Source organism: Arthrobacter sp. EPSL27, from assembly GCF_001512305.1.
Classification (GTDB): Bacteria; Actinomycetota; Actinomycetes; order Actinomycetales; family Micrococcaceae; genus Arthrobacter.
In genome coordinates, this window is the sequence record NZ_LNUT01000001.1 from 109,886 (window position 1) to 122,562 (window position 12,677).

11 protein-coding genes are annotated in these 12,677 nt (G+C 67.7%); 4 read left to right on the plus strand and 7 right to left on the minus strand.

From position 1 onward, the window contains the following. Positions 1 to 36 precede the first annotated feature (36 nt). The 4 genes from AR539_RS00380 to AR539_RS00395 form a co-directional block, all read right to left on the minus strand. A complete protein-coding gene (locus AR539_RS00380) occupies positions 37 to 735 on the minus strand; it encodes a phosphocholine cytidylyltransferase family protein (RefSeq protein ID WP_066431158.1) in 699 nt (232 codons plus the stop codon). 1,520 nt (positions 736 to 2,255) lie between these two features. Further along, a complete protein-coding gene (gene wecB, locus AR539_RS00385) occupies positions 2,256 to 3,389 on the minus strand; it encodes a non-hydrolyzing UDP-N-acetylglucosamine 2-epimerase (RefSeq protein ID WP_066431161.1) in 1,134 nt (377 codons plus the stop codon). A 63-nt stretch (positions 3,390 to 3,452) separates the two neighbouring features. Continuing rightward, complete coding sequence (locus AR539_RS00390; protein ID WP_066431164.1) at positions 3,453 to 3,734, minus strand: hypothetical protein; 282 nt, start codon at positions 3,732 to 3,734, stop codon at positions 3,453 to 3,455. A gap of 68 nt (positions 3,735 to 3,802) precedes the next feature. Continuing rightward, positions 3,803 to 4,399, minus strand: a complete 597-nt coding sequence (locus AR539_RS00395) for a YdcF family protein (RefSeq protein ID WP_066431169.1) — start codon at positions 4,397 to 4,399, stop codon at positions 3,803 to 3,805. A 63-nt stretch (positions 4,400 to 4,462) separates the two neighbouring features. On the opposite strand from AR539_RS00395, the gene AR539_RS00400 reads away from it, so the two are divergent. Genes AR539_RS00400 through rsmD form a run of 4 tightly spaced genes read left to right on the plus strand, consistent with a single transcriptional unit; the run spans position 4,463 to position 9,489 of the window. Then, complete coding sequence (locus tag AR539_RS00400) at positions 4,463 to 5,503, plus strand: thiamine-phosphate kinase (protein WP_066431171.1); 1,041 nt, start codon at positions 4,463 to 4,465, stop codon at positions 5,501 to 5,503. 22 nt (positions 5,504 to 5,525) lie between these two features. Beyond that, positions 5,526 to 6,575: a DAK2 domain-containing protein gene (locus tag AR539_RS00405; protein WP_066431174.1), complete on the plus strand. Its 1,050-nt coding sequence runs from the start codon at positions 5,526 to 5,528 to the stop codon at positions 6,573 to 6,575. Continuing rightward, complete coding sequence (locus tag AR539_RS00410) at positions 6,565 to 8,820, plus strand: ATP-dependent DNA helicase RecG (protein ID WP_066431178.1); 2,256 nt, start codon at positions 6,565 to 6,567, stop codon at positions 8,818 to 8,820. Before AR539_RS00405 ends, AR539_RS00410 begins: the two co-directional genes overlap by 11 nt. A 42-nt stretch (positions 8,821 to 8,862) precedes the next feature. Beyond that, positions 8,863 to 9,489: a 16S rRNA (guanine(966)-N(2))-methyltransferase RsmD gene (rsmD, locus tag AR539_RS00415; protein ID WP_066431181.1), complete on the plus strand. Its 627-nt coding sequence runs from the start codon at positions 8,863 to 8,865 to the stop codon at positions 9,487 to 9,489. 273 nt (positions 9,490 to 9,762) lie between these two features. On the opposite strand, the gene AR539_RS00420 is transcribed toward rsmD, so the two are convergent. From AR539_RS00420 to AR539_RS00430, 3 genes are read right to left on the minus strand one after another with little or no spacing between them, the layout of a single operon-like run. Further along, the gene (locus AR539_RS00420) at positions 9,763 to 10,545 is read right to left on the minus strand and encodes a spermidine synthase (RefSeq protein WP_197410516.1); all 783 of its coding nucleotides are present in this window, start codon (positions 10,543 to 10,545) and stop codon (positions 9,763 to 9,765) included. Beyond that, entirely contained in the window at positions 10,545 to 11,753 is a 1,209-nt protein-coding gene (locus tag AR539_RS00425) for an aminotransferase class I/II-fold pyridoxal phosphate-dependent enzyme (protein ID WP_066431183.1), read from the minus strand. Before AR539_RS00425 ends, AR539_RS00420 begins: the two co-directional genes overlap by 1 nt. Continuing rightward, positions 11,750 to 12,619: an SDR family NAD(P)-dependent oxidoreductase gene (locus tag AR539_RS00430; RefSeq protein ID WP_066431186.1), complete on the minus strand. Its 870-nt coding sequence runs from the start codon at positions 12,617 to 12,619 to the stop codon at positions 11,750 to 11,752. The genes AR539_RS00425 and AR539_RS00430 overlap by 4 nt, the downstream gene beginning before the upstream one ends. Positions 12,620 to 12,677: the final 58 nt, after the last annotated feature.

Consider the following 12,677-nt stretch of genomic DNA (forward strand, 5'->3'; position numbering starts at 1 on the left):
CGGCAGCGTCGACGCGTTGTGTTAGTAGTGAGTCCCTCAAATGCTGGCGTTGGCCCGAATCAGATCATCAGGGAAGTCGACCTCGACCGCATAAAACTCGCTGATGTCGACCGGAGTCCACTTGACGTCATCCTGCTTGATAGTCAGTTCGATAGCAGCCTCGAAGTAGTCTTGGTCGTTGACTTCGATGAGCCGCTTGAGGAACTTCTTCTTGTCCTTCGAGCTGATGTAGTTGATGCCGACAGCCTCGCCCTGGGCCACCTCTGCGGCGATCGTCTTGGAGAGTTCGTGGATCTTCCCGTCCGTGTCAGTAGTGTATTTTACTTCCTCGTCGGAGACCGAAGATACATCAACGGTGATGAAGGACTCGTCGCGCTTGATGTAGGGGTCCAGCATAGCCAGAATATCCGGGTCGAACACCACGTCGCCGTTCATCCAAAGCACGCCGCCCTTAGCCGAATTCCTTATTGCCTTCAGGAGGCTCTTCGACGTGTTCGTTTGGTCAAAGTTCTCGTTGTATACAAACGATGCGTTGGGGACGTGCTCCAAGATCATCTCGAGTTTGAATCCTACAGCGATGGTGAGCCGCAATTTCTTGCCAAAAACCTTCTGGAGGTTCTGGACTTGCTGGTGCATAATGGTCCGGCCATCACCGAGCTCGGTCATGGGTTTCGGGTGCGGGCGCGCCAGTCGGGTTCCCATTCCGGCAGCGAGAATTACGACTTGGATTTTCATATGTGTATTTCCTCTTCGACGAGTGATCCTGGTGGCGGGAGCGGCGAGCCGTGGCATCACTCAAGTACGCCCTGGAACCGAGAGTTCGGCAAGGGGCGCTTCCCCCGCGTCCAAGCATAACGGTCCAGCAAGGAGACGCCCAACGTAGCCGGCCGGTTGCCGCAGGCCAATCCCGGGTGGCTCTGCGGTAATCGCGAACCGATCAGTGAACCAGAAAGGTCTCCGCACAACCAAATCGACATTTTGGTCCACGGCGCGTCCCAGCATCTCGTCGCGGTCAAGACCCGGCCGATTGCCCGTAAGTTCGAGGCCCAATGCAGCCAATGACCGGGCGGTCTGGGAGCCTTCAGACATCACGCTCTCCGGGACGGAATGGTCCACCAGCGTGGCAACGAGTGACAGGTGCCCGTCTCAGCTCTCGAGGAGGTCAATGATTTGAGACTGTTGCGGGTAGTCGACGAGCGATGCCGTTGTGATTTCCCAAAATCCGCTCTGGTCATGCTTCCCTTTGTATGGGGTTAGCCTGTGCCTGTAGATATGGCCATTGATCCATGCAATCACGTTGGGAAACGGCATACCAGCTCCAGTGCCGCAGAACGATTCGGCGGGGGTGGTCCGCCGTCCGGTGAAAAAGCCTCCTCGTCAAAAGAGGACAACGGGTGGTGGCTGAAAAGGAGCACTAAACGCTCCTTGACTTCTGATCTGGTGGGCCTGCCCTTCGCGTCGTAGGCCTTCCGGGAAACACGTCCCAGCTGGTCCTCCAGCCACTCCGCCTGGGCGGCGTCCAGAACAGCCTTCGTGCCTCCGCCCGCCGCCGCCCGGGTGGGTGCTCGCCCTGACGCCCTCAAGCACGCTGAGAGCCGGCGCCAACTCAGTGAACGCCTGTGCGTTTCTAAGGTCACCCGTAATCACCAAGCAGTCCGGTGCCCGTTGACTAACAGGACCACGTTTTACGGAGTTGAGTTTCCGGATCGTGGAGTCCAGCACATGGACGGTCAAGAGTTCTTGGGGCCGGAATCGCGTGGAGCTGGGAAACTCATCCGAGAAGTCTGAGTACTGCCAAGGAAAAGGCAGCCGATCCGGATTGGCTGCGTCGAACACACGGCTGTCAGTCAGGTGGCCAATAGAGGCCAACGCTGTCCGCTGGCTGTCCGGATTCCGGTTAGGGGTCCACCGTTCTTAAGAGCGTGACAGCCGCCGAACCTTCGGCGAGGCCGCGGTAGGGCAGTCTTTGAACACGCCGGGAGCCGAAAGTGACCGTTGCGTCCAGAGTTGTCAGATGCGGGCCCAGACCTGGGTTGGCTCTTGACGGTCCCGGAATCTCGGGTGGTCCCGCTCCGGTCGATCCGGACAGCCCGAGCGCGGAGAACCCTATAGCGGCAGTGCATGCCCATCGAAGAGCGTCCCGCCGTGAAACTTGCATTTCTTCTTGCTGTCGCACTTCGTGGTATGGCATGAGCTGTCGGGATGCCGGAGGGGGCGGAGGGCCGGGAAAAGTAGTCCTGAGGCGCGTCTAACCGCTAACCGCGAGTGAACTCGTCGATCCGTGCCCCGACGCCGAACAATTCCTCAACCGCTGCTACCGTCCTCGCGGCTGCATTTCCGTCTCCGTAGGGATTGACGGCGTTCGCCATGGTGGCGAAGTGATCCTGGTCCTTCAAGAGCAGGGTCACTTCGGTCACAATTCTGTCTTCATCCGTTCCGATTAGTAACACAGTGCCGGCGTCGACTGCTTCCGGACGCTCGGTGTTGTCCCGCATTACGAGAACGGGCTTGCCCAGGCTGGGCGCCTCTTCCTGCACCCCGCCAGAGTCGGTGAGTACGATGTGCGACAGGGAGAGCATCCTGGTGAACTCGCCGTACGCCAAAGGCTCTGTGACGACAACGTTCGGTTTGCCTTCGAGAGCCGGCAGCACCGCTTCGCGTACAACCGGGTTCTTGTGTGCCGGCAGCACAATCACCATGTCAGGTTCAGCGTCCGCAATCCGGGCCAGGGCGCGGCCCACGCCCCGCATGGCGTCCCCTTGGTTCTCCCGGCGGTGTGTGGTGACGAGAAGGATCCTCCTGCCACTCGCCGCGAGTTCCTCCAGCTGGGGGTCTGTAAACGGGATCTGCTTGCCGACAGTGGTCAGCAAGGCATCGATGACCGAGTTGCCGGTGACAACGATGTCCTCGGGCCTGATGCCCTCGGCCAGGAGGTTGGCGCGGCTGACGCTTGTGGGCGCAAGGTGGAGGCTGGCGATCTGGCTGGTGATCTTCCGGTTGGCCTCCTCGGGGAACGGAGAGAAGAGGTCACCGCTGCGAAGTCCCGCCTCTACGTGCACAACCGGGATCCCGTGATACAACGCCGCGATGGCGCCGGCGGTGGACGTCGTCGTGTCGCCCTGCACAATCACGGCATCCGGCTTTTTTTCGGAGAAAAGCTTGTCCAGACCGTCAATGGTCCGGGTCATGATGGCCGACAGGGACTGTCCCGGCTGCAGGATGTTGAGGTCGTGGTCCGGAACAATGCCGAAAAGCTCGTTGACCTGGTCTAGCATCTCGCGGTGCTGGCCGGTGACGGTAACAACACAGTCGAACAGCTCAGACTGGTGGAGCGCGGCAACGATCGGGGCCATCTTGATGGCCTCGGGTCGGGTTCCGAAGACCGGCATGATGCTATGCAAAGGTTTCCCCCCAAGGACGCAGACGAAAATTGATACGACAGGCCGGCTGTCTCAGCCGGCAACCAGGAGCGCAATGACGAGCGCCGGAACACTGATGACCACTACAAGCACTGAGACTAGCGCCACCAGGCGCTTGCGGCGGTAAGCGACCTCGCGGGCATCGAGGCTTGCCGCGGCCGCCCGCTTGGCTCCGCGACCGTGAAGTGCACTCGACGGGAACGGCTCCACACCCGGAACCAGCAGCTCGTCCGGAATCTCCTCGTGGAACATGCGGCGCCGCAGGTGACGCGGTGCCGCGACCAGACGGGGAGCGTCGTCAGCAGAGTTGTCCACCAGCCGGTCCTCCTCGCCGTAAAACTTTGGTACTAGGCTGAAGGTCTCAGCCAGATCACGGTCAATTCTTACATTCCGGACCCCTGAACCGTGCATTCCGGCCGCAGCGAGGCATCAATCAGGCCACCCGTTTCGATCACAAACCGGCGCAGCCACTGCGCCGGGCTGAGCACAGGATGCGAGGCAACCATCTGGACGTCCGCCGTCGTGCACTGTCCGATCAGCCGTCCGGCCCGGGTGACGTGGTAGCTGGAGGTGACCACCGTGACTGAACGCCACCCGTTGGCCGCGGCGAGGTCCGCGATGACGTCCGCCTCGCTGCGGGTATCCATGCCGCCGGGACGGAAGCAGATGAGGTCGGGGCTGGGGAAGGCAGCCGCGTTGCAGAGCTCATCCGCCGCCGCGTTGCCCGGGGTGTCGGTGTGGGACAGCGCCAGGACCGGAGCGTTTAACTCCCGCTGCAGCCGTAGCGCCACCGGCAAGCGCTCCGCGGCGGCCCCTCCCAGCATCACCACCGCGTCCGTGCGGTGCACACTCAGGGGATCCACGTTCACGAACAGCTGGGTTGCGACCACCAGCCACAGCAGCACAGCGGCCAGGACAGCGGCCAGTGCCCGGCGCGCACGCCGGGGGACGGCTGTCAGCGCGGGCAGTGGCGGGGGCATGCCTATGAGTTTCCCACGCCCGGGGCTCCACCCGGTGTCGGCGCGGGCCTGTAGCGTAGGGCTGTGCCTGAACGCTTGAACATAACGCCGCCCCTGACCGTCGCGGACCTCTCGGAATCGCAGCTTCTGGAACGCATTTTCCCGCGCCTGCACTACGGCCAGGAACACAACCCGTCCCTGATTCTGGGCCCGGGCGACGACGCCGCCATTGTGGCGGCACGCGACGGCCGCACGGTCCTCAGCATCGACACGCAGGTGGCGGACCAGGATTTCCGGCTCGAATGGAACAACGGCTACCGGACCACCGGCTACGACGTCGGCTGGAAGGCCGCCGCGCAGAACCTCAGCGACATCAATGCCATGGGTGCCCGCGCCACCTCCATGGTGGTGAGCCTCACCATGCCGCCGGAAACCCGGGTGGCCTGGGTGGAGGACTTCGCCGACGGCCTGAGCGCCGGAATCCGGGAACTCGGCGCCCATGACTGTGCCGTGGCCGGCGGCGACCTGGGTCGCGGCCGCGAACTGGCCGTCAGCGTGGCGATACTGGGCACCCTCGACGGCCGCGCCGCCGTGCTCCGCTCCGGCGCCCGGCCCGGGGACACCGTGGCGCTCGCCGGCACCGTGGGACATGCTGCGGCAGGCCTGGCCCTGCTCGAATCGGCCACTCCCGTCGATTCCCTCACCCGGGAGCAGCGCGCGCTGCTGGACCTCCAGTGCCGGCCCCGGCCGCCCATGGCGGCCGGCCCGCGGGCCCGGGACTCCGGCGCCACGGCCATGATGGACATTTCCGATGGACTGGTCCGGGACGGCGCGCGGATGGCGTCCGCCAGCCGCGCTGTCCTGAACCTGGATCCGGCCGCGCTGAAGGAACTGGCGGCACCGCTCCTGCCAGCGGCGGAGCTGCTAGGTACGGACCCCATGACCTGGGTGCTGGGCGGCGGGGAGGACCACGGCCTGCTGGCCACATTCCCTCCGGACCTTCAGCTGCCTCCCGGTTTCACTGCGATAGGCTCGGTAGAAGCCCCTGCACCAACGGACAGCACGGGCGTCAAGATCGCGGGCAGGCCCGCTGACACCGTGGGATGGGATCACTTTGCAGACTAGGATTGCCGCCAACGCGCAAGCGATGAAGCGGTGGTTGGGCAAGGCGGAAACAACCCTTGGTAACCACAGCGACCGCCTCAACGCCATCAATATCTTCCCTGTCGCCGACGGCGACACCGGCACCAACCTGTACCTGACCGTCCGCGCCGCCGCCCAAGCGCTTCAAAGCCTCGACACGGCGGCGCTCCCGCAGATCGGTGCGGAGCCCGCCGGGGAGCCGCCCGTCCATGCGGTCGGCCCGCCGGACCCGGCGATGAACGACGTCGGCGCCGTCCTGGCCCGCGCCGGGCAGGCCGCCATGGAACAGGCCCGCGGCAACTCCGGCACCCTGTTCGCCGTTTTCCTCTGCGCCGCCGCCGAGCCGCTGGCCGGCCACCACCGGCTGGGCGCCCCGCTGCTGGCCGCCGCGCTGAACCGCGCGCAGATCCGGGCCTGGTCCGCGCTGAGCGATCCCGTGCCCGGCACCATGCTTTCCGTCATGGAAGCCGCCGCCCGCGCGGCTGCTGCCGTGGACGCCGCGCACGACGGCGACGACAGCAACCACACCCTGGGCCTGGCCCTGGACGCCGCCGTGGAAGCCGCCGTCGCAGCTGTAGTGCGCACCGAAGACCAGCTCGAGGCGCTGCACAACGCCCACGTGGTGGACGCCGGCGGTGTCGGGATGCTCCTGGTCCTCGACTGCCTCCGCTCCGCCGTCCTGGGCGAGGAACTCCAGGACAAGCTGCTGGACGGCCTCCACGGCTACGACGTCCAGGACCCGCACATCCACCAGGCCATGCCCCGGGACGAGGGCGTCGAGGTCATGTGCACCATCACGCTCTCGCCGCTGGACGCCGCCATGATGCGCCAGCAGCTCGATGAAATGGGCGATTCCGTCATCATGAGCCAGGTGGGCGGCGCAGCCGACGCCGCCGGCGCGTACCGCTGGCGCATCCACGTCCACGTGCCGGACGCCGAACCCGCAGTGGCGCTGATCCGCTCCCTCGGCGACCCCTCGGACATCAGCATCAGCGAGCTGGCCGTGTCACACGGCGAACCAGCCGCCCCGGCCCTCGACGGACATGACCGCTGAAGTAAAGAGCGCCGCGCCCGGCGGCGCGGCTCCCGGCACCAATGAACTGGCCCTGGCCCTCGAACGGCGGATCGGCAAGCGTTCCGCGGCGGTCATCGAAAAGCACCTCGGGATCACCACGGTGGGCGGGCTGCTGAACTACTTCCCCCGCCGCTACATGAACCGCGGCGAGCTCACCCCCATCAGCGAGGTGCCGCTCGACGAGGAAGTGACCCTCCTGGCCCGCGTCGTCTCCAGCAGCACCCGGACCATGCGCGCCCGCAAGGGGACGCTGACCGACGTCGTGGTCACCGACGACGCCGGCACCCTGAAAGTGAGCTTCTTCAACGCTTACCGCGCCAAGGCGGAGCTGCTGCCAGGCCGCCGGGCCCTGTTCTCCGGCCGGATCAGCCGCTACAACGGGGCCTTGGGGCTCACCAACCCCGACTACCAGCTGCTGGACGAAGACCCGGACTTGGCCGGGGAGGACCCGGAAAAGCTCGCTGCCATGCCCATCCCGGTGTACCCCGCCACCGCCAAACTGACCAGCTGGTCCATCCACAATGTGGTTAAGACCCTGCTGGACACCGCCGACCTGGCCGCCCTGCCGGACCCGCTCCCGGCCGACGTCGCCGCCCGGGAAAAGTTCCTGCCCGTCGCCGACTCCTACCGCCTCATCCACACCCCGGAGACCCCCGCGGACTGGCAGCGTGCCCGGGACCGTTTCCGCTACCAGGAAGCGCTGGTCCTCCAGTCCGCCCTGGCCCGGCGCCGCGCGCAGCTGGCCGCGGAGGAAGCCACCGCCCGCCGCCCCGCCGCGGACGGGCTGCTGGCCGCCTTTGACCGGCAGCTGCCGTTCACCCTGACGGCCGGGCAGTCCGCCGTCGGCAAGACCCTGGCCGCCGAGCTGGCCCGGGACTCGCCGATGAACCGGCTGCTCCAGGGCGAAGTGGGGTCCGGCAAGACAATCGTTGCCCTGCGCGCCATGCTGCAGGTGGTGGACGCCGGGGGACAGGCGGCCCTGCTGGCCCCTACCGAGGTCCTGGCCGCGCAGCACTTCGAATCGATCCGCCGCACCCTGGGCCCGCTCTCCCGCGACGGGCTCCTGGGCGGCTTCGGCGCCGACGCCGTCCAGGTCACGCTGCTGACCGGGTCCATGCCCACCGCGGCACGGAAGCAGGCCATGCTCGACGCCGCCTCCGGAACCGCCGGGATCGTGATCGGCACGCACGCCCTGCTCAGCGACAACGTCTCCTTCTACGACCTTGGCCTGATCGTGGTGGACGAGCAGCACCGCTTCGGCGTCGAGCAGCGCGACGTGCTCCGGTCCAAGGCGAGCAAGCCCCCGCACCTGCTGGTCATGACCGCAACTCCCATCCCCAGGACTGTCGCCATGACCGTGTTCGGGGACCTTGAAACGTCCGTCCTGGACGAGCTCCCGGCCGGCCGCGCGCCGATCACCACCCACGTGGTGGGCCTCGCGGAGCACCCCGCCTGGGCCACACGCGTCTGGACCCGGTCCCGGGAAGAGGTCGACGCCGGCCACCAGGTCTATGTGGTGTGCCCCAAGATCGGCTCGGACGACGACGGCGACTTCAGTCCCGGCGAAGCCGGTCCGGCCGATACGGACCTGGAAGACTCCGGCGCGCGCGAGCTGGCGTCCGTGACCGGCGTCGTGGAGCTCCTGCGGGACGAACCGGCCCTGGCCGGGGTGCCCGTTGCCCCGCTGCACGGCCGGCAGGACCCCGTGCTGAAGTCCGAGACCATGGCCTCTTTCACCGCCAACCAGACCAAGCTCCTGGTCTCCACCACCGTGATCGAAGTCGGCGTCGACGTCCACAACGCCACGCTTATGGTGATCCTCGACGCCGACCGCTTCGGCATCTCGCAGCTCCACCAGCTCCGCGGCCGAGTGGGCCGCGGCGGCCTGCCCGGCACCTGCCTGCTGGTGACCACACTGGAGCCGGGCCACCCCAGCCGGCGGCGGCTCGACGCCGTCGCAGCCACCACCGACGGCTTCGAACTGTCCCAGGAGGACCTCAAGCTGCGCCGCGAAGGCGACATCCTGGGCGCCTCGCAGTCCGGCGGACGGTCCACGCTGAAGCTGCTTCGGGTACTCGAACACGAGGATGTGATCGCCCGGGCCCGGCAGGACGCCTGGACGGTTGTTGGCGGCGACCCGTCCCTGGGTTCGCACCCTGCCCTCGCTGCGGCGATTGATGACTACCTCAACCCGGAAAAGGAGGCGTTCCTTGAACGCGGCTGACATCCTCCACACGTCCGTGCCCAAGTTCCAGGCCGTGCGGCCATGAGCCGCATCATTGCCGGCGCGGCTGGCGGCACCACCCTGGCCAGCGTCCCGGGATCTCTGACCCGCCCCACCACGGACCGGGTCAAGGAGGCGCTCTTCTCCCGGCTGGACGCCTTCGAGGTGATCGCGGACGCCCGCGTGCTGGACCTGTACGCCGGTTCCGGCTCGCTTGGCGTCGAGAGTGCCAGCCGCGGCGCCCGGGCCGTGGACCTCGTGGAGTCCGACGGTAAGGCCAGCGAGGTCTGCCAGCGCAACGCGGACCTTATCAATACCGTGGCGCGGCGGAAGGTGGTGTCCGTGCACCGGTCCAAGGTGGAATCCTTCCTGGACCGGGCGCAGGACTCTGTCCGCTGGGATCTTGTTTTCCTCGATCCGCCCTACCCGCTCGATGAACCCGCGCTGGCCGCGGTGCTGGCCAAGCTGCTCCCGCATCTGGCCGAGGGTGCCGTGGTGGTCGTGGAGCGTTCCTCGCGGAGCGCCGAACCGTCCTGGCCGGACGGCATGGAGCGCTTCGCCGAACGCAAGTACGGCGAGACGAAGCTCTGGTTCGCCGAACCCGGCGTGGAAGAGACCGGTGAAGAAGCTGACGCGGCCAAGGACGCCGGCCCGGAGGTCAGCGGCTAGTCCGGGTCCCCGCTCCACCACGGCGGAGCCAGCCCGCTCGTCCGGGAGCCTGGACCTGCTCCGCGCCAGGATCAGCGCATGGACATAGTGCCCATATGCGCGTCCCTGTACGCGAGGAATGGGCATGTCCTCCCGGACGGAGCCGCTTTGTCCGCCCCGGGAACCTGGACCTGCTCCGCGCAAGGATCAGCGCATGGACATAGTGCCCATATGTGCGTCACTGGATGCGAGGAATGGGCATGTCCTCCCGGACGCCGGCCCGGAGGTCAGCGGCTAGTCTGCGAGGGCATCCAGGTCGACGCCGGAGAGCACTTTCGCCGGGTGCGGCCCGCGGGCGGTCAGCGCCGCGGTCCAGACCTCCGGCCAGGGGCCCTGCGTTCCGGCCAGGATGATGTTGCCCGGGTAGCGGCCGCTGAACATGCCGGCCTCGGCGCAGGCCGCGACGTCCGCCATCGCACGGCGCAGTGCAGCCACCTGGCTGCGGACCAGGGTGAGCCCCGGCTCGTCGCCCACGTTGACAATCAGCACCCCGCGGGGGCTCAGTTTCGCCGCGGCCTCACGGTAGAACTCCGTACAGGCGATGTGCTCCGGCGCCTCAGGGCCGGAGAAGATGTCCAGGATTACGACGTCGAACCTCAGCTCCGGGGGCAGCTCCGCCAGGGCGTCGCGGGCGTCGCCGATGATGGTGTGCAGCTCCGTGCCCGCAGGCAGGGGGAGCTGTTCCAGCACAAAATCCAGGAGTTCCCGCTCCAGCTCCACCGCGTACTGCACGGACCCCGGCCGGGTGGCCTGGATGTACCGCGCCAGGGTCAGCGCACCGGCGCCGAGGTGCAGGGCCGTGACAGGTTCGCCCCACGGCGCCGCGAGGTCCACCACGTGGCCGATCCGGCGCAGGTACTCGTAGAAAATGTCCGAGGGGTCGGCCAGGTCCACGTGGGACTGCTCCGCGCCGCCGATGCTGAGCACGTAGCCGCCGTCGGTGAAGGTGTCGGGTTCGATCGTGGCGTGCTGGCCGGTGGTGCGCAGGAACCGCGCCGCGGCGGGGGAGTCCGCCATCAGAGCAGCCCCCGGAGCGCCGCGAGCCGTTCGGCGGCCTCCTGCAGGACGTCGATCCGCTTGCAGAACGCGAAGCGCAGCAGGCTCCGGGTGCGTTCGGCGCCCTCCGGGTGGCAGAACACAGGCACCGGAATCGCGGCCACGCCCACCAGCGCAGGCAGCCGGCGGGCCAGGTCCAGCGCGTCGGTGATGCCCAGCGGAGCGGTGTCCACGTTGACGAAGTACGTCCCCTGCGGGGTGAACACGTCGAGGCCGGCGGCGCGGAGGCCCTCGCTGAGGATGTCCCTCTTGAGCTGGAGCGTGTCGGCGATGCCCGTGTAGAACTCGTCCGGGAGGCCCAGCCCGGCCGCGATGGCGCTCTGGAACGGGGTGCCGGAGCTGTAGCTCAGGAACTGCTTGACCGTGCGGGCGGCGGACACCAGCTGCTCCGGTCCGCAGAGCCAGCCGATTTTCCAGCCCGTGAAGGAGAAGGTCTTCCCGGCGGAGGAGATGGTCAGGGTGCGCTCCGCGGCGCCGGGCAGCGTGGCCACCGGGATGTGGCGGACACCGAAGGTGAGGTGCTCGTAGACCTCGTCGCTGATGATGACGGCGTTGTGCCGGGCGGCGAGCTCAACGACGCGTTCCAGGACCTCGCGGGGGAACACGGCGCCGGTGGGGTTGTGCGGGTTGTTGAGCACTACCACCTTGGTCCGGCTGCTGAACGCCGCCTCCAGGGCGTCCAGGTCCGGCATGAAGTCCGGGGCCAGCAGCGGGGCCGTGACGTGGCGGGCCCCGGAAAGCCCGATGATCGCGCCGTAGGAATCGTAGAAGGGCTCGAACGTGAGGACCTCATCGCCCGGGCCCACGAGCGCCAGCAGCGAGGCCGCGATGGCCTCCGTGGCGCCGGTGGTGACGATGATGTCGGTCTGCGGGTCCGGCGTCAGGCCGTAGAAGCGCTCCTGGTGCAGGGAGATGGCCTCGCGCAGCTCCAGGATGCCCTTGCCCGGGGCGTACTGGTTGGCGCCGGCGGCGATGGCGGCCTGGGCTGCGGCCTTGATCTCCACCGGCCCGTCCTCGTCCGGAAAGCCCTGGCCCAGGTTGATGGCGCCGGTCTGCAGCGCCAGCGTGGTCATTTCCTCGAAGATGGTCACGCCGAGGGTGCCATCGGGGGAGAGCAGGTTGGCGCCGGTCGCCGTCCGCTGCCAGGGCAACTGCAGCGGCCCGCTCACCGGGTGCCCGCCTTCTCGTCCCGGTTTCCGGCCCGGCCGGTGAACTTGTCCATGGTGGAGTAGATCCCGAAGACCTTGCCGCCCACGAAGTCCCAGGCGCGCACCGGCAGCAGCCCGCGCAGCACCTTCCCCAGCTGCGCGGTGGCCGGGGCAATCAGCTGCGGCTGCCCGGCGACGGCGGCCCGCCAGGCGCGGTCCACGGCGTCCTCCGGCGTCATCAGGGGCGTCAGCAGCGGCCCGCGGGCGCCGTCGAACATTCCGGTGGAGATGTAGCTGGGGCAGAACGTGGTCACTGCCAGGTGCCGGTAGCCCTGCTGCTCGAGTTCCAGCCGGAGCGAGTCGCTCCAGCCGATCACCGCCCACTTGGAGGCGGCATACACGCTCATCCTCGGGTTGGAGACGGTGCCCGCGGCGGAGGCGATGTTCAGGATCCGGCGCGGCCGGCCGGCGTCGGCCATCATGTCCGGGAGGAACGCGTGGGTGACGTACATCGGCGCCAGCGCGTTGATGTCCATGGTGAGGGCGATGTCCTGTTCCGGGCGGTGGTCCCAGAACAGCGCACCGCGGACGATTCCGGCGTTGTTCACCAGCAGTGCCAGCGGGCCCTCCGCTCTGGCTTCCGCCGCGGCCGCGGCTATCGCCGCGCGGTCGGCGAGGTCCACCTGCCGGACTACGGCGCGGGCGCCGAGAGCGGTGACCTCGGCGGCGGTCGCGGCGAGGCCACCGGCGTCGACGTCCCAGAGGATTACGACGGCGGCGCCCTCACGGGCCGCCCGCAGGGCGTAGAGGCGGCCCATGCCCATGGCGGCTCCCGTGACCAGGACCACGCCCCCGGACACAGTAAAAGGAATGCTGGTGGCTGACATTCAGCCATGGTAACCCGGTCTCCTGCCTCAGGCGGGGCTGCCCATGGGGTAGGTTCGG

What these genes read in the sequence shown, in the direction of transcription:
- rsmD (WP_066431181.1), top strand. Translation starts at nt 8,863, where the DNA reads ATGAGCCGCATCATTGCCGGCGCGGCTGGCGGCACCACCCTGGCCAGC.
- AR539_RS00410 (WP_066431178.1), top strand. Translation starts at nt 6,565, where the DNA reads ATGACCGCTGAAGTAAAGAGCGCCGCGCCCGGCGGCGCGGCTCCCGGC.
- AR539_RS00395 (WP_066431169.1), bottom strand. Translation starts at nt 4,399, where the DNA reads ATGCCCCCGCCACTGCCCGCGCTGACAGCCGTCCCCCGGCGTGCGCGC.
- AR539_RS00380 (WP_066431158.1), bottom strand. Translation starts at nt 735, where the DNA reads ATGAAAATCCAAGTCGTAATTCTCGCTGCCGGAATGGGAACCCGACTG.
- AR539_RS00420 (WP_197410516.1), bottom strand. Translation starts at nt 10,545, where the DNA reads ATGGCGGACTCCCCCGCCGCGGCGCGGTTCCTGCGCACCACCGGCCAG.
- wecB (WP_066431161.1), bottom strand. Translation starts at nt 3,389, where the DNA reads ATGCCGGTCTTCGGAACCCGACCCGAGGCCATCAAGATGGCCCCGATC.
- AR539_RS00405 (WP_066431174.1), top strand. Translation starts at nt 5,526, where the DNA reads ATGAAGCGGTGGTTGGGCAAGGCGGAAACAACCCTTGGTAACCACAGC.
- AR539_RS00430 (WP_066431186.1), bottom strand. Translation starts at nt 12,619, where the DNA reads ATGTCAGCCACCAGCATTCCTTTTACTGTGTCCGGGGGCGTGGTCCTG.